Source organism: Cryomorphaceae bacterium (assembly GCA_017798125.1).
Lineage (GTDB): Bacteria > Bacteroidota > Bacteroidia > Flavobacteriales > ECT2AJA-044 > ECT2AJA-044.
Genome location: CP059070.1, coordinates 178,264 through 194,439 on the forward strand (window position 1 = coordinate 178,264; position 16,176 = coordinate 194,439).

Sequence of the window (16,176 nt, forward strand, 5' to 3'; positions counted from 1 at the left end):
CTTTGAATTCAACCACGAAATCAACCATGGAAGCCAAAGTGCTACGTCATCTTAATGCGCGCTCGACGTCAGGTCGCAAGCAACTTGCGGTCTTGGTAGATCCAGACAAGTCCACGCCAAGTTCATTGGCTGAATTGGGCAACCTGGTGCATCGTGCATCGGTAGAACACATTTTTGTGGGAGGAAGTTTGATGACCAGCGGAGAAATGGAGCAAACGTTGAAGATTCTCCGTGAGAACTGCGAAGCGCACTTGACCATTTTCCCCGGGAGTATCAATCAAATCAGCAGTCGGGCCGACGCCCTTTTCTTACTCAGCCTCATCAGTGGACGCAATGCCGATTTGTTGATCGGGAAGCATGTGGAGGCCGCCCCGTCCTTGAAGCGCAGCGGACTTGAATTAATCCCAACGGGCTATATGCTCGTCGATGGTGGTCAGCCCACAACAGCCAGTTACATGAGCAACACCTTCCCTATTCCACGCGATAAAGAGGAGATTGCCATGAGTACGGCTATGGCCGGTGAAATGCTAGGGCTTCAATGCATTTATTTGGATGCCGGATCTGGTGCGCAACATCCGATTCCCGAACCCATGATCGAATGTGTGAAAAATGCAGTGAACATCCCGCTCATTGTCGGAGGGGGTATGCGTACACAAGAAGATGTGGCTGCAGCCTTGACTGCGGGTGCAGATGTTGCCGTAGTCGGCAATGCTTTTGAGCATAATCCGGAACTCATTCTTTCCATGGCCGAAACGGTCCATCAATTTGCCTGAGCATGGATGCCTTAATCGACGTCAGTATGTACCCACTGACCGACGACTTCACACCTCATATTGACACCTTTATATACAAGGTCCAAAATCACCCTAATCTCGAGGTTTCGGTTTCAGACACCTCAACGACCATAAGAGGGCCGTACGATACCGTCATGTCCGTTGTCACGGAAGCGATGAAGGAAAGCCTCAGTAGCGTACCCTGCACCTTTAATCTGCGCATTCTCGGCGGTCAGACGGCAAACGTTGAAAACAAACATCGCTAATGCCATTGCGGATCTCTGTCACGGGTCCGGAATCCACCGGAAAAAGCCACTTAAGCCATCACCTAGCCGACAAGCTGGGACTGGGTTGGGTCCCGGAGGTTGCCCGATCGTATTTAAATGAACTAGGGCGTCCCTATGAAGAGCAGGACCTCAGCGAAATCCTCCGAGAGCAACTGGCTTTGGAAAACGAAACGCTCCAACACTTTCCCAAGGGATTGGTGTCAGACACAGATCCGCTAGTCCTAGAAGTTTGGAGCGAATTCAAGTATGGTCGCGTTGACTCCGCAATACATGAAACCGTGCTGGGTCATCGCTACGACCATTACCTCATTTGTGATGTCGACCTACCCTGGGAACCCGATCCATTGCGCGAACACCCCGACCAGCGCAAGGAACTACTCGATATCTACATTGCTAAATGCGAGTCTTACCAATTTCCCTACACCCTCATTTCGGGGGAAGGTGATGCCCGAATCTTAGCCGCTCAAGCAGCTGTCACTCATCTTATCGATCAACTCTAGAACTCTAGATTGATTTTTCAGTTACCTTTGCTGCGTCTCAAAAGGGGTGCCCTACGCTTCGGCGCGATGGGCTGAGATCATACCCAATGAACCTGGGCGGGTCATGCCGCCAAGGGAAATTTTAACCACAACACCAGCGAGTCACCCCTTTCTCGTGATTAAAGTCTTAATCATGCAGAAATTTATTTCGACTGCTGTGTTCTTCCTGATTTGCGCCATTGGCGCCACTGCTCAGGACGTCACCAACATTCAAGGTCGCGTCATCGACGCACAAACCCGCGAAGGCCTACCCTACGCCAATGTCTCCTTTGGAGGGATTTCCATGGGACCAGGCGTTAGCGCTGATGCCCAAGGATATTTCGAACTCGAGATGGCCTCCGAGGGCGCTGCCAATTTCGAAGTCACCTATGTCGGCTATCGATCCCAGTTCGTTTCCGTCACCTTGGACGGTCCTTCCAAGTCCGTAACGGTCGCCATGGAGCGCGCGACAGAGGAAATCGCTGAAGTTGTCGTAGAGGCCCTACGGGCCGATGACGATGCTCCCGTCGCCTACACCAACGTCACCAAAAAGGAAATCCAAGAGGTCAATCTGGGCCAGGATCTACCCATGCTATTGGACCAGACCGCCAGCGTCGTTACGAGTTCAGATGCAGGTGCGGGTATTGGTTACACGAACATGCGTATCCGAGGAACGGACCAAACACGCATTAACGTCACCGTAAATGGCATCCCCATCAATGATTCAGAGTCCCAAGGAGTCTTTTGGGTCAACATGCCAGACCTGAGCTCCAGCACCTCGAGTATTCAGATTCAGCGCGGGGTGGGAACCTCGACCAACGGTGCGGCGGCTTTTGGTGCCACGGTCAACTTGAACACCGACGTTTTCAACGCCGACCCTTATGCCAACCTCACCATTGGCGGTGGAAGCTTCAACACCCTCAAACGCAATTTGGAATTCGGAACCGGACTCATCGGTGATCGTTTCATGGTCGAGGGGCGCTTATCGCACATTACCTCGGATGGCTACATCGACCGGGCCAGTAGCAACCTACGGAGTTACTACTTCAATGCCGGATACTACGGCGACAAAACCACGCTGAAGTTCATCACTTTTGCCGGTCGCGAACGTACTTACCAAAGCTGGTGGGGTACTCCTCAAAGCCGCTTAGAAGATGACTCCACAGGAATGTACAACCACGCCATCAACAACGGCCTCGATTCGGCTCAGACATACAACCTATTCAACAGCGGGCGTACCTATAACTTCTACGAGTACGAAGACCAAGTAGACAACTACGGTCAAGATCACTATCAATTACACTGGACCCGGCGTGTTAGCGAATCTTTCAAGGCAAAAGCTGCCCTCCATTATACACGCGGAGAAGGGTACTTTGAAGAGTTCAGAGCGGGTGAGGACTACGGGGACTACGGACTTGAGAATCCCGTCATAGGCGCGGACACCCTGACTTCAACCGACCTTGTTCGCCGTCGTTGGTTGGACAATGACTTCTATGGTATTACTTTCTCCATGGATTACAACGGTCGCGACTTGGATGTGATTGTAGGTGGGGGATGGAATAGATATGAAGGACTTCACTACGGTGAAATCATCTGGATGGAAAACGCCTTTGACACTCCCAAGGACTTCCGCTACTACGAAGGAGACGCCGTTAAAACCGACGGTAATCTCTTTGTGAAGGCCACCTACGACTTGCGTTCATTCCGTTTTTACGGAGACCTTCAGGTGCGAAGCATTTCCTATGAAACGGCTGGTACGGACAATGATTTGGTCAATTACGATGTGGATGCCAATTTCAACTTCTTCAACCCAAAGTTTGGATTCACGTATTTCTTGAGCAATCGCCAACAGGTTTATGCGAGTTTTGCCATGGCGGGTCGTGAGCCTGTTCGAAATGACTTTATCGATGCACTCGATGGAGAAGTTCCCACGGCTGAAACCTTGATGGACTACGAAGTAGGATACCGATTCCAGGGGCAGAACTTGGCCTTTGAGGCCAACGGGTACTTCATGGATTACACCGATCAGCTAGTCGTCACCGGGGAGTTGAATGACGTGGGCTCCAACATCCGAACCAATGTAGTGGAAAGCTATCGAGCGGGAATTGAATTGAACATCAGCTACGCCATTACACCTGCAGTGACCTTGGGCGGAAACTGGGCTCTGTCTCAAAACAAAATCGCCAACTTCTCGGAAACCATCTACGACTACACCAATGGGTTCGACGTCATTGTGAACGAGTATGAGGATACAGACATCGCCTTGAGCCCAAACTCGGTCGGTGCTGTATACGTGGAATATAGTCCCGCTGAACGTGCGCTTATTCGCCTTCAAGGAAAGTACGTTGGACAACAGTTCTTGGACAACACCTCCAATGAGAACAGGATCATTGAGTCCTTCTTTGTGGCGGACTTGGTAGCCGGTTACACCTTTGAACCGAAAGGAATCGAAGGTATTGATGTACAGCTAAAGGTGAACAACCTATTCAATACCCTATACAGCACTTTTGGTTATACCTATAGCTATGTTGTCGGCGACATGATCACGGAGAATTTTTATTATCCCCAGGCCACGATTAACTTCTTAGGACAGATTACGGTCAGACTCTGACCGGGTTTCACTTTGCCAAACTTGGTTGCGGGCCAGGAGGTATTCGAAGCGCGAATTGACTTTTGCGGAGTAAAAACATAATGTCACATATGAATGCGAATAATCTTGTGCGCCGCAGAAATTAACCATGGCTACGGCATAGAAGACACTCCAAGCTTCCAATTACAACATGAACTTTAGGTTAAATTACTGAAATGCCATGTATTTGAATTTGTAAATTGGTATATTCAGATGATTGCGTTATTCAATCTCACACCTTTTTATTTCCCACCAATATGAAAACAACTCCCCCCCAAGAAACCAAGAGGGTAACGGCTTACAATAGGCAGTATAGCCTTGCTCCACTTTTGACCGTTGTGCTGCTTTTCTTTAACCCATTCACCTACGCTCAAAGCACTTGTGCAACTGCTGTTGATATTGGGAGTAGTAATGCAGATACAGCTTTCTTTTCTGGATCCGATGTGTGGTTTAAGTTTCAGGCGAGCGATACCGAACATCGAATTCGGTTTGGTTCCCAAGGAGAAGATACACCCAGCTTTGATTTAACACTCTATTCAGGAACGTGCTCGACGCTTACTCAAGAAGGGTCAGTAAGAAGCCTTCCCGAGCACAATGATATTATTGATACTGAATTCAATGGCCTCACAACAAACGACTACTATTACCTGAAGTTTAGCACGTCCAACACGGGTCAGACCTTCGTACAATCCGCATCATCCGTACTGCCCTGCTCTTGTATAGATCCACCGGATAACTGTGAACGCGTATGCAATGGTGATTTTGAGGATTTGGGTTCACCAGGCTACGCTACAGGATTATTTTCTAACGATGTTGAGCGGGCATGCCCTTGGAATAAGGGGCTGACCGCAAATAGCGCCTTTAGATCAACGCCGGATCACTACTTTCAGACTGGTTTAGGTTTAGGGGTTAGTTCAGATGGCATTTTAGGGTTTTCCTGTGGCTCAGGGTCAGGATTTACCACTCAAGAGTATGCGTATATCGAGTTACAGGACCCCATTTTGCCTGGTGAAAGTGCATTAGTCAGTTATTATATTGAGTGAGAAGAACAAGTGCCAACAACATCTTTGACGTATGAGTACACTGTTGACCACTTCGCGGCTGTCTTGTCTAATGGAATACTGCTGGCCGACCCCATAACCACGAATATGGCTATTCCTGCTGGCGCAATTGAGGTGGATTATAATGGCACAACTCCATCAACCTGGACTCAAGTCACCGATATTGTGACGAACAACTCAGGGGCTGATCTAAACTACTTGACGTTAGGGGTATTCGAACTGGATGCGAATCTAAACTATACGGTTATTAATTCAGGTGGCTCGATTCCAATTGCCTACACCTTGATTGATCAAGTATCCGTTACAAACTTAGACAACTGCAGCAAGTATCTTCAAGTATGTGAAGAAGATACTGTAATTCTTGATTTTCCCAACCTCCCAAGTACTGGATATACCTATCAATGGTATGATCCAAACGGGAGTTTGATATCTGGAGCTACGGGCACATCCATTAATCTTGGTCTTGTTGGATTATCAGATGCCGGACTGTATGAATTAGTCGTAAGCGACGGAACTTCATCCTTTACCCTCACCTATGAACTTGATATATTCCTTTGCTGTGATAGGTCGGTTGATATAAAAGTGCCAATAGGCCACAACACCTCAAGCTATTTGATTAACAGTTTAAATGGCGGTAACCCAATAGTCTCCAACAGAACAGTAAGAATCAATGGCAACTTTGAGGTGGACCAAAAGATAACTTTCCAAAACTGCACCATATACTTAGGGACAGATGCAAAAATGAACATTGATAATTTCAAAACCCTTTACATTTTGGAAAGTCGTGTTGAACCGTGTGATATCTACATGTTTGAAGGGATCATTGCCGATGCTCCTTCCGACTCCCTCCACTTTATCGATAGTAAAATATTAGGTGGAAAAACAGCTATCCAGTCAAAGAACAATGGCTACTTAAAGATAAGGTTTAGCAGCTTCGAAGATAACCATATTGGTATCGGAGTTTATGATTATCAGCCTACAACATTTCCGTACGCACCGAATCTAATTGGCATAGATGGAAACGAATTTATACACTCTGGAAGCAACCTAATTATTCCTTACCAAACTCAGCCCTATCCATATAAATGTATTGATGTAGCCAACGTCAACGATTTAAAGATTGGTGGTGTTGAACCCAATACTTTTCAAGATTTTCAATACGGTATTTATGCCAATACGAGTGAAATAGAGGTGTTCAACGCTGAGTTTGACCAAAATGCAACAATCGTACTTTCCAATCCTGATCCTGACCATGCCGCCATTTATTGCGTAGGCCCCACTGGAACATTGGATTATTTTGAGGAAGCAAGCTGTACCGTTACCAATACCTTTGACAAGGTACAGTTCACCGATTGTCAGGTGGCCATTTTTTGCAGGGAGTTCTACCTATCGTGTAACGATGCCCGTGGCATTGGGAATGGATATGATATTCGGATGCGCGATTTTGATGGGGCCGATATTTGGGACAATGACTTTGATGGGACTAATGGAACATCGGTCGTTTCAGTTTCATGTCAGAATGCTACACCAAGATTACTGGATGTGGATATCTACGGAAATGAGATCAGCTCGTACCGCTACGGAATCCAAGTGTTCAACGTCCTTGGAAATGGGTCGAATTATGAAACAAAGGTGTATAACAACGACGTAGATTTCACGGCATCGCTCGCCGCTGTCTTTCGTCAAGGTATTACGATCTTAGGGTGTACGTATTCGGAAGTTTATAATAACTCCGTTGAAAAGACCTTTGGCGTTTCAAGCTCTGAGGCAACATTTTTAGTCGGAATCAGAGTAGAACAAACGACCAATGCCGACATCTATGAAAATACCATTGATGAAATGGGCAGAGCCATACTGGGTAGAGACAACCTTTCTGGAACTCAGTATTGGTGTAATACCATGGATGGATATTACGAAGGCTGGTTTTTTGATAACGCAACCCTTTCAAATCAATTGATCTCGGGTGGTGTGCAGGATAACAGATGGTACAATCCGGCTGCTCCACCTCGTACGGACATCACGGGAACAGCGACAACAAATCCAACTCTCTACAGGAGTACGGGAGGAGCTGGCCTAGATCCGGATCAACAAGTTGCAAGCGGCGGACCAATATTCACAGAGATTGTTTCTGTAGCCCAATCGCCCTGTTCCAGTGGAGGCGGAACGCAGACCCTTTCAGGTGGTGGGCTTACGGGTAGCAGCACAAGTAGCGCGACTTTACCCAATGTAGTTTTACCCGAGCGGGATCAAGAATACAATGCTATTTTAAGTGCCCAAACAGTCTTGGATTCGGCTGAATCATCCGGTCTCCCCTTAGTTCTGAGCAACACGCCAGAAGAGCAAATGGGCGCCATGTATTACAACCTACAAAACGGAAATTGGAATAATTTAACTTCAAGCGCCTTAGCTCTCTCTGCCGATACTGCAAAATACTATGCTGAAACATCCAAAATTGTGGATGCCTACGTGAACTACTATGCGCAGAGAATCGACTTCCCAACATCTGTTCGCAACGATCTATTGGCCATAGCCTATTCTGGTGGAATTGCCGAATACGGCCCCAATGTACTGAGCGCCTGGGTCATGCTCGGTATGGATGGAAACTCCGATATAGAAAATAAGTCTGTTGGATTCCGGAACTACGATTTCGAGAAAGTAAACGTGTACCCAAACCCTACTTCTGGAAGACTCGTGATTGAAAGTAAAGACTTATTCCAAGCCGAAGATCAAGAAGTCAACATAGAAATCATGGACATTTTTGGTAGAAAAGTTTATAGAAACGACGTGGTATTCACGGGAAAAGCATACGGGTTCTACCTGAATGATATGCCCGCAGGGGTTTATCAATTAAACCTCCAATACAACAACACGAGTGAGGTGCATTCAATCGTGATCAAGTGATCGCTAAAAGAGCAATATCGAGCATCGTTATAGGTGTCGTCGTAATGACGGCACCTATTTGTGCTCAAAACTTGATTGTTAACCCTTCTTTTGAAGAGTACAGTGTTCCTTGCGAGGATATAATTGGTCAAGGGCGAATCTATGACTCGTACGGGTGGGAGCGAGCAACTAGAAACTATAACGGAGCCAGCGATTTAATAAGCCCATGTTCTATTACTGGCTATATTCCCCCGGACGTTGTGCATGGCTTTCAACAACCTCTATACGGATTCAATTATGCTTTCATTGGTTTTGACCTAAACTGGTTTAGTCAAAGTAATCATGATTTTCTTATTGAATCCATTCAACCAACCTTAAAGGAGCCATTGGTTCTAGGAAAGTGCTATCAAATAGACCTTTCCATTAGCTTGGCAGACTATTCTAGCACAGACTGGAGTTTTGGATTAGACTGTTATTTCAGTGCCGAAGAGTTTACCATGGAGGTGTATTCTCCCCCTGGAATTACACCTCAAATTTCTTTCTCTAGCCTAGATACCCTTTCCAAAACAGAATGGAGAAGATTAAAAAGTTCTTTTACACCTTCAGATACGCTTAAGCACTTAACTATTGGGTGGCTTTCAAGTAATTGGGTGTTCACAGATCATTCATTTTTTGAATCTGGCTTTTTCATCGACAACGTCGCTTTGTATCCCTGTGATGCCCCGGTGTATGTTGCAGATGCCGGTGCAGATGTAAGCGTATGTAAAGGTGATTCCGTGGAATTGTCTACTCCGTACCGAAACGATGAATACATGTACTGGTGGGTTAACAGCTTCGGAGACACCATCAGTACAGAAAGAACGATTATGGTAGATGATTCGCCAAGCACCTACTTCCTCGCTCAAATGGACTTTAAGTTCGACGTCACCTGGGATACTGTAAGTGTATTCAATGAATCGTGCTTGGAACTGGAACTGCCGAATGTTTTTACACCGAATGGTGATGGTGAAAATGATGTTTGGATACCAATCGGCAAGGACATTGAGGAAATCGATTTGCAGGTCTATTCTCGCTGGGGAAAGCTCGTTTGGAGCTATTCTGGAAGATTCGACGAACTTGAAGGCTGGAACGGCGGCGCTGTCCCCGAAGGAAACTACTACCTTGTGGCCAAAGGCATAGGCAGTGACGGAAAAACCGTTGAAGAAAAGGGATCGATTACTTTATTGCGCTAGGGCGAAAGTGTTATCCGTGGCAGAAGTACTATAATTGGTATAAGTGGAGTATTACACTGCTCAAACAGAGCCCATTCGCGGCCTTGCCGCGAGTAAATGCCTAAAGGAGTAAATAGCCTTTTAACCAAGCACCGACAGCATTCTAAAGTCTTGGACCTAGAATCTTGGGCCTAGAGTCGAATCCTGTGCGCTTTCGACCTTGAGCGGTATATTACCAATTCTGAAAAAAGAGGCCTCTTCCTCACAAGAATTTCAGTCAACTAAGAACTCAAAACTAAGACCTAAGAACCAAGTCAGTGACAATTACAGCTCTTGTTGAACTTGAGTTCGGTATTGGGAAAACGTTTGGTAAGCTCATCCTGACGCTCAGGAAAGACGACAATACCTGAGAAGTCCACCTTTTTGAGGTTGGGAATCGTTTCCATGGACTTGGGCAGATTGTCTATGTGATTGCTCCAAAGGTCAAGGTAGGTGAGCTTTTGCAGACATCCTATTTCCTCGGGCAAGACGTAAATATCGTTTCTGTTTAGAATAAGTTGTTCCAGCGATGTTAAGTTGCAAATCTGCCCGCTGAGGGCATTCAATTTATTTCGCGACAGGTTGAGGCCCTTCAATTGCGTCATTTGCCACAAGCTATCAGGGATGCCTGTCTTTCCCATTTTCATTTTACTGAGGTCCAAATACTCGACCTCACTCCAACGCTCAGCCTTCTTTCCCGATACCCAATTTTGTCCCTGAAGCCCAAGGGTCGCAACACAAAAAATAACAACCACAAGCCCCCTCATGAATTCAGGATATTCAGTGCCGCTTCACGGTCCAAATGAAGCTGCGCTTTGAGCTCTTCCAGAGATCCGAATTTTTGCTCCGCCCGGAGGCGCTGATGGAAGCGCATGGTGACCTGCTCTCCATAAATGTCTTCGTCAAAGTCAAAGAGGTTGGCCTCGATTTGGCGGTCTTGCCCTGATACGGTCGGTCGCTTGCCAATGTTAGCCATTCCCAAATGCCAGATATCTTGGACGCAAACTTCAACGGCATAGACCCCATCGGCCGGAATCAATTTATACTTTTCGGATACTTCAATATTGGCCGTAGGGAAATCGAGTGTGCGCCCGAGGGTATCTCCTTTGACCACCTGCCCATTCAGTTCGAAAATAGAGCCCAAGTAATCATTGGCCGTAGCTACGTCCCCATCTAAAAGAGCCTTGCGCACCTTGGTGGAACTCACACTCACATTATCCAGAACCTGAGCGGGAATTTCCTCAACGTCAAAGTGATACGTTCGTCCATACTCAATTAAATCGTCGAAGTTTCCTTCGCGATTTCGACCAAAGTGATGATCGTAACCAATGACCAGCTTCTTGGTTCCGATGCGGTTGACCAAGATCTCTCGTACGTACTCCAGCGCTGTAAGGCGACTAAACTGCTTGGTAAAGGGATGAACAATAAGATGATCGACTCCGGCCTCAGCCAAAAGCGCTTCCTTCTCTTTTTGTGTATTGATCAGCCGTAGATCTTGATCGTCGAACAAGACCATTCGAGGGTGAGGCCAAAAGGTCAACAGTACGGTCTCACCGCCGATGGATTCCGCCAGGTCTTTGAGCTGTTGAATGATGCGTCGATGGCCCAAGTGAACACCGTCAAAGGTCCCGGTGGTGACCACTGCATTCTTCAAGGTTGGAAAGTCGTCGATCGAGGAATAGATCTTCAAGGGCCACGCTGTTTTACACAGGCAAAATTAGAAATAAAAAAAGGACCCTCAGAGCCCCACTCAAAACCAAAATAAACCTTACATTTGCACCCGAAAATTCAGCTTGTTTTTCTATCAACTAATCAATCGATTATGTCGAATCACATCGGAAAAGTTGCACAGGTTATCGGTCCCGTCGTGGACGTTCGTTTTAGCGGAGGAGACCAAGACCTTCCAAAGATCTATGATAGCCTTGAAGTAACCAAGGCCGACGGTACAGTTGTCGTACTGGAGACTCAACAACACACAGGTGAAGACACGGTTCGTGCCATCGCCATGGATTCAACTGACGGACTCGTTCGCAACATGGATGTTGTGGCCACTGGAGCTCCGATCAAAATGCCAATCGGTGAAGGAATTCGCGGTCGCGTATTCAACGTTACTGGTGGAGCCATCGACGGAAACGGAGAGCTCGACAACAGCAACGGTCTTCCAATCCACCGTCAAGCGCCTCTTTTCGAGGATCTGACAACGGCTACGGAAGTACTCTTCACTGGAATTAAAGTTATTGACCTTATTGAGCCGTACGCCAAAGGAGGAAAGATTGGTCTTTTCGGTGGTGCTGGTGTAGGAAAAACAGTATTGATTCAGGAGCTCATCAACAACATCGCGAAAGGACACGGTGGTTTGTCTGTATTTGCCGGTGTAGGTGAGCGTACTCGTGAAGGAAATGACTTGCTCCGCGAAATGTTGGAAGCAGGTATTATCAAATACGGCGACGACTTCATGCACAGCATGGAAGAAGGTGGCTGGGACTTGACCAAAGTGAGCAAAGACGATATGAAGGATTCCAAAGCGACCTTCGTATTCGGTCAGATGAACGAGCCTCCCGGGGCACGTGCTCGTGTAGCCCTCTCTGGATTGACCTTGGCGGAATACTACCGCGATGGCGAAGGAGACGGACAAGGTCGCGACATCCTGTTCTTCGTCGACAACATCTTCCGCTTTACACAAGCGGGTTCTGAAGTATCAGCACTCTTGGGACGTATGCCATCAGCGGTAGGGTATCAGCCTACTCTCGCTACGGAGATGGGTAACATGCAAGAGCGTATTACTTCAACCAAAAACGGATCTATTACATCTGTACAGGCAGTTTACGTACCTGCGGATGACTTGACGGATCCTGCGCCAGCAACAACGTTTGCTCACTTGGATGCCACTACGGTATTGAGTCGTAAGATTGCTTCCTTGGGTATCTACCCAGCGGTAGATCCATTGGACTCTACTTCTCGTATCCTTTCTGAGGAGATCGTTGGAGAGGAGCACTACCGTTGTGCTCAGCGCGTAAAAGAGATCTTGCAGCGCTACAACGAGCTTCAAGACATCATCGCCATCTTGGGTATGGACGAATTGTCTGAAGAAGATAAGTTGGTTGTACACCGCGCACGTCGTGTACAGCGTTTCTTGTCTCAGCCTTTCCACGTAGCGGAGCAGTTTACCGGTATCCCAGGGGTACTCGTAGACATCAACGATACCATCAAAGGCTTCAACATGATCTTGGACGGTGAGGTTGACCAATATCCAGAGGCAGCCTTCAACTTGAAAGGAACCATCGAAGAAGCGATCGAGGCAGGAGAGAAAATGCTTGCAGAAGCACGCTAAGAACTGCGTAAAGCAAAGCGATTATGCAATTAGAAATCATCACACCGGAAGAAAAAGTCTACAGCGGCGAAGTTGACATGGTCACTTTGCCTGGTGTGGATGGTAGCTTTCAGATTTTGAACAACCACGCCCCCATTATTTCCACTTTGGCTGCGGGAGATATTCGTATCCTCGAAGCGGCTGGAGTTCGGGATCACATCGAGCCCATTTCTGGAAAATTGGAGCGCAGCACAGCGAATGATCGCGAGTTGTTGTTGCCGGTCAATGGTGGTGTTATTGAAATGCAAAACAATAAGGTCATCGTGCTAGCCGATTAATCGAACGACCTTTGTTTATAGTTAAAGCCCCTTCTACTCGGAGGGGCTTTTTTTATGGGCGCCAATCGGATTCGAGAAAGCGCTCATCGGTCAGCGAACGCAAGAAAGCGACCAAAGCCGCCTTTTCTGAAGTGTTTAAGCCTAACGGCTCGATGCGTTTATCCGCGTACTTATGCGATATCCCGCCAGCGTTGTAGTGGTCGATCACGTCCTCCAAGGAATGCATCCGTCCATTGTGCATGTACGGTCCCGTGATGGCCACATTGCGCAGTGAAGGAGTCTTGTACTGGTATCGATCCTCCGGATTGCTGGTTAAGCGCTCTAAGCCTATGTCTGCAAAGGTGGTGTCTTGACCGTTATTGGTGATTTCGAAATTGCTGAACAACACGCCTCCGTGACAGCTGGTACAGCCGGTCTTCTCACTAAAAAACAATTGGCGACCAAACTGCTCTTGACCCGATAGGGCCATTTCTGCGCCCCGCTCATAGAGGTCGTAGCGACTCGTACCACTCAACAGAGATCGTTCAAATACGGAGATGGCTCGCGTGAGTACAAAGGGATCCAAGGTGCGCTCGTAGGCGAGATGACTGAGGGAATCGAGTTCTGCATCGGCCCGTAGGGCCTCTGCGATCTCCAAAATATTGTGGGCGAACTCGTTGTGTTCCTGAATGGGCACCAAGACCTGCATCTCCAGGGTGGGGACGCCGCCTTCGCGCATGAAATAGGGATGATAGGCCACATTGGCCAGGGAGGGTGCGTTCTTGGTTCCAGGTCGTCCGAAGGCCCCGGGGGTTGTGGATTTGTTGTCGGCAAAAGCCAATTCGGGCTTGTGGCAGCTGGCGCAGCTCACGGAGTTGTCCTTGGAAAGGCGTGTGTCGAAAAAGAGCTTTTGGCCCAAGGTCCATCGAGCCACAGACCACTCATTCCCCTCGGGCTCGGGCACGTCAGGAAAACCGGCCGGAACGGGGTATCCCAGAATCTCTGGCTCGGCCTGCTCTGATGTGCAGGCCAGGAGGGCAAGACAGCAGATTAGGCTAGCAAAGAGGAGCTTAAAAAGGGCTGGAATACGGTTCATAGGTCGTCAAGACTTCGTCCGTAAAGGTCTTCAGGAAGGCTACCAGGTCCGCCTTGTCCTGTGCATCGAGCATTAGACCTGTCTGTTGGGTATTGGCCAAGGTGATGTCCAAGGTCGATGAAGACTGGATGCCCGAATTGTAATGCTCCACCACCTCTTCCAAGGTCTGAAAGCGACCGTCGTGCATGTAAGGCGGCGTCAACTCAATATTGCGCAAGGAGGTCACCTTCATCTTCCCTCGATCACTAACCTGGCCGGTCACCAGCTCAAGGCCGAAGTCGTCGATGTCTGCTTCGGCATCCAAGCCGTTGTTCATGTACTGGTCGTTTTCAAAATTTCGAGGAGAATGGCAGTGGGCACAATCCGCACCGGATTCGTCCGGGAAAAAAGGGTTGTACTCAGCGAAATAGAGTTCTCTTCCACGTTCTTCGCTGTCGGTCAAGTTCACTTCCCCGCGCAGGAACCGATCGTATTTACTTTCTACAGACACGATGCTGAACATGAACTGCTCGAGGGCTAGAGCGATGGTCGATGCCGAAATTGGTTCGTCGCCAAAGGCCCGAACCCACTGATCCTGATATCTGCGGTCCGCAGCCAACTTTGTCACAACGTTGTCCAGAGTTTCCGCCATTTCAAGCGAGTCTTCGATGGGCATTAAGGCTTGATTTCTCAGGAGCGGAGCTCGGCCATCCCAGAAGTACCCATTGTTGTTCCAAGCCATATTGAATACGGCCATCGCTTGGCGTCCGCCGGGGAGTCCGTGAACTCCTAGAGAAAACCGGTTCGTATCTGAAAAGCCATTGGCTTGATTGTGACAGGATGCACAGGACATGGAGTTGTCCAAGCTTAGTTTGGGCTCGTAAAAGAGCATTCGTCCGAGCTGCACGCCTTGTACCGTCAGTGGATTGTCCGGCGGCAAATCCGGCGCAGGAAAATCCCCGAAACTAAAGGCATATGGGGTGTCGTCGAACTGAACCTCTTGTCCAGGATCATTATCCTTGGAACAGGCAAAGACCGTAAAAACGAGGCCTAGAATGAAGAGTGATCGCTTCATCGCTGAATCACAACGCGTTGAGATCCATAGAATTCTTGCCCGTTGTACATCTCGAGTAGAATACTCCGCCTCCCTTGAGGTGTAGCAATGGCTCCTCCGTTGTACATTCCGCGCTCAACCACACGCCCGTCAATCGTTCGCCAGAGGTACCCATCAACAGTGGCGTTGTGGGACAATTGCAGCTCCACATAATCGGCTGCAGGGTTCGGATACACTTGGTAAAGCAATCGGTTCTGTTCTGCAACGCTGGCCGTTGGCCCATTGCCGTCTGAACTCTTGAATACGCGCAATTCAAAGTTTCCGAGGAATTCGGCTGCTTCATCGTCTTGACCGTGTTGGATCATCCCCTGATCCAGAGGAATGTTGTGAACGGCTTCCGCGTAGTCGGCGATCAAGCGAATCACGATGTCGCCATTGTCCATCTCCCCAGCCGTTTGAATCTCTTGTGGATTGTAGTTCTTGTTACCCAAGGCATGAAACTCGTAGAACTGATTGAAGCCTGCTCCCGAGGTTCCTTCCATTACGGAAAAGCGGTATCCTGCGGTCCAGCCCCAGTGCATGGAAGGATTCTTCGGCGCCAAAGGATGGGTCATGGGCCAGGAATTGGGATCCAAGTGGTTTCGGGCCGTGTCCACTCCAATGGCAAAGGTTATGGCCTCAATCTGGGTTATGTTCAAGGATCCTAAGGATTCATCCAGGACCTGATCGCCTTGAACCAAGAAATATGCATCGGGAAGATCGATGACTTGACCGCCATCATGGGTCAATTGAATCCCCGAAACGTAGTACTCCAATCGGTTGACATCAAAGGAGTGTCCGAGGTTGTTTTGACCGACCATCCCCATAGTGAAAGGCTGGCCGTTGAGCTCATGCTCAATCACAAGACGCACGTTGCTTTGACCGGCGGCCCAAAAGCCCACCATCAGAAGACAGAGGAGTAGTTGCTTTTTCATCTGTGTAACTTTCAAATAGCCTTGAAAATTAGCGATTTATCCCTGATC

The 16,176-nt window shown here is 48.2% G+C and carries 14 protein-coding genes and 1 riboswitch; of the genes, 9 read left to right on the forward strand and 5 right to left on the reverse strand.

The window, feature by feature from the left end:
• Positions 1–26 precede the first annotated feature (26 nt).
• The 7 genes from HZ996_00820 to HZ996_00850 all read left to right on the forward strand — a co-directional run bounded on the left by HZ996_00820 (position 27) and on the right by HZ996_00850 (position 9,380).
• The gene (locus tag HZ996_00820) at positions 27–773 is read left to right on the forward strand and encodes a geranylgeranylglyceryl/heptaprenylglyceryl phosphate synthase (protein ID QTN37733.1); all 747 of its coding nucleotides are present in this window, start codon (positions 27–29) and stop codon (positions 771–773) included.
• 2 nt (positions 774–775) lie between these two features.
• Positions 776–1,039 (forward strand): thiamine-binding protein, encoded by a 264-nt coding sequence (locus HZ996_00825; protein ID QTN37734.1) that lies wholly within the window; start codon positions 776–778, stop codon positions 1,037–1,039.
• On the forward strand, positions 1,039–1,560 hold the full coding sequence (locus HZ996_00830) for an ATP-binding protein (protein QTN37735.1): 522 nt from the start codon (positions 1,039–1,041) through the stop codon (positions 1,558–1,560). Before HZ996_00825 ends, HZ996_00830 begins: the two co-directional genes overlap by 1 nt.
• Positions 1,561–1,592: 32 nt before the next feature.
• Positions 1,593–1,696, forward strand: a riboswitch (TPP riboswitch).
• 36 nt (positions 1,697–1,732) lie between these two features.
• Complete coding sequence (locus HZ996_00835) at positions 1,733–4,189, forward strand: TonB-dependent receptor (GenBank protein QTN37736.1); 2,457 nt, start codon at positions 1,733–1,735, stop codon at positions 4,187–4,189.
• 275 nt (positions 4,190–4,464) lie between these two features.
• On the forward strand, positions 4,465–5,250 hold the full coding sequence (locus HZ996_00840) for a hypothetical protein (GenBank protein QTN37737.1): 786 nt from the start codon (positions 4,465–4,467) through the stop codon (positions 5,248–5,250).
• Between the two features lie 9 nt (positions 5,251–5,259).
• The gene (locus HZ996_00845) at positions 5,260–8,169 is read left to right on the forward strand and encodes a T9SS type A sorting domain-containing protein (protein ID QTN37738.1); all 2,910 of its coding nucleotides are present in this window, start codon (positions 5,260–5,262) and stop codon (positions 8,167–8,169) included.
• Positions 8,166–9,380 carry a gliding motility-associated C-terminal domain-containing protein gene (locus tag HZ996_00850; GenBank protein ID QTN37739.1) on the forward strand — a complete coding sequence of 405 codons (1,215 nt, stop codon included), beginning with the start codon at positions 8,166–8,168 and terminating at the stop codon, positions 9,378–9,380. Before HZ996_00845 ends, HZ996_00850 begins: the two co-directional genes overlap by 4 nt.
• A gap of 293 nt (positions 9,381–9,673) precedes the next feature.
• Here HZ996_00850 and HZ996_00855 read toward each other — a convergent pair whose 3' ends face one another.
• Positions 9,674–10,165 (reverse strand): leucine-rich repeat domain-containing protein, encoded by a 492-nt coding sequence (locus HZ996_00855; protein ID QTN37740.1) that lies wholly within the window; start codon positions 10,163–10,165, stop codon positions 9,674–9,676.
• Positions 10,162–11,088 carry a bifunctional riboflavin kinase/FAD synthetase gene (locus tag HZ996_00860; GenBank protein QTN37741.1) on the reverse strand — a complete coding sequence of 309 codons (927 nt, stop codon included), beginning with the start codon at positions 11,086–11,088 and terminating at the stop codon, positions 10,162–10,164. Before HZ996_00860 ends, HZ996_00855 begins: the two co-directional genes overlap by 4 nt.
• A gap of 132 nt (positions 11,089–11,220) precedes the next feature.
• Between HZ996_00860 and HZ996_00865 the strand changes: the two genes are divergently transcribed.
• Both HZ996_00865 and HZ996_00870 read left to right on the forward strand, forming a co-directional pair.
• On the forward strand, positions 11,221–12,729 hold the full coding sequence (locus tag HZ996_00865) for a F0F1 ATP synthase subunit beta (protein QTN37742.1): 1,509 nt from the start codon (positions 11,221–11,223) through the stop codon (positions 12,727–12,729).
• Between the two features lie 23 nt (positions 12,730–12,752).
• Entirely contained in the window at positions 12,753–13,046 is a 294-nt protein-coding gene (locus HZ996_00870; protein QTN37743.1) for a F0F1 ATP synthase subunit epsilon, read from the forward strand.
• Between the two features lie 52 nt (positions 13,047–13,098).
• Here HZ996_00870 and HZ996_00875 read toward each other — a convergent pair whose 3' ends face one another.
• From HZ996_00875 to HZ996_00885, 3 genes are read right to left on the reverse strand one after another with little or no spacing between them, the layout of a single operon-like run.
• Positions 13,099–14,121 (reverse strand): cytochrome-c peroxidase, encoded by a 1,023-nt coding sequence (locus HZ996_00875; GenBank protein QTN37744.1) that lies wholly within the window; start codon positions 14,119–14,121, stop codon positions 13,099–13,101.
• Positions 14,096–15,175 carry a cytochrome-c peroxidase gene (locus tag HZ996_00880; protein QTN37745.1) on the reverse strand — a complete coding sequence of 360 codons (1,080 nt, stop codon included), beginning with the start codon at positions 15,173–15,175 and terminating at the stop codon, positions 14,096–14,098. Before HZ996_00880 ends, HZ996_00875 begins: the two co-directional genes overlap by 26 nt.
• Positions 15,172–16,128: a hypothetical protein gene (locus tag HZ996_00885; protein ID QTN37746.1), complete on the reverse strand. Its 957-nt coding sequence runs from the start codon at positions 16,126–16,128 to the stop codon at positions 15,172–15,174. Before HZ996_00885 ends, HZ996_00880 begins: the two co-directional genes overlap by 4 nt.
• Positions 16,129–16,176: the final 48 nt, after the last annotated feature.

Coding starts and splice junctions, on each gene's coding strand:
- HZ996_00820 (QTN37733.1), top strand. CDS start 27: ATGGAAGCCAAAGTGCTACGTCATCTTAATGCGCGCTCGACGTCAGGT.
- HZ996_00855 (QTN37740.1), bottom strand. CDS start 10,165: ATGAGGGGGCTTGTGGTTGTTATTTTTTGTGTTGCGACCCTTGGGCTT.
- HZ996_00885 (QTN37746.1), bottom strand. CDS start 16,128: ATGAAAAAGCAACTACTCCTCTGTCTTCTGATGGTGGGCTTTTGGGCC.
- HZ996_00835 (QTN37736.1), top strand. CDS start 1,733: ATGCAGAAATTTATTTCGACTGCTGTGTTCTTCCTGATTTGCGCCATT.
- HZ996_00865 (QTN37742.1), top strand. CDS start 11,221: ATGTCGAATCACATCGGAAAAGTTGCACAGGTTATCGGTCCCGTCGTG.
- HZ996_00870 (QTN37743.1), top strand. CDS start 12,753: ATGCAATTAGAAATCATCACACCGGAAGAAAAAGTCTACAGCGGCGAA.
- HZ996_00880 (QTN37745.1), bottom strand. CDS start 15,175: ATGAAGCGATCACTCTTCATTCTAGGCCTCGTTTTTACGGTCTTTGCC.
- HZ996_00875 (QTN37744.1), bottom strand. CDS start 14,121: ATGAACCGTATTCCAGCCCTTTTTAAGCTCCTCTTTGCTAGCCTAATC.
- HZ996_00840 (QTN37737.1), top strand. CDS start 4,465: ATGAAAACAACTCCCCCCCAAGAAACCAAGAGGGTAACGGCTTACAAT.
- HZ996_00825 (QTN37734.1), top strand. CDS start 776: ATGGATGCCTTAATCGACGTCAGTATGTACCCACTGACCGACGACTTC.
- HZ996_00830 (QTN37735.1), top strand. CDS start 1,039: ATGCCATTGCGGATCTCTGTCACGGGTCCGGAATCCACCGGAAAAAGC.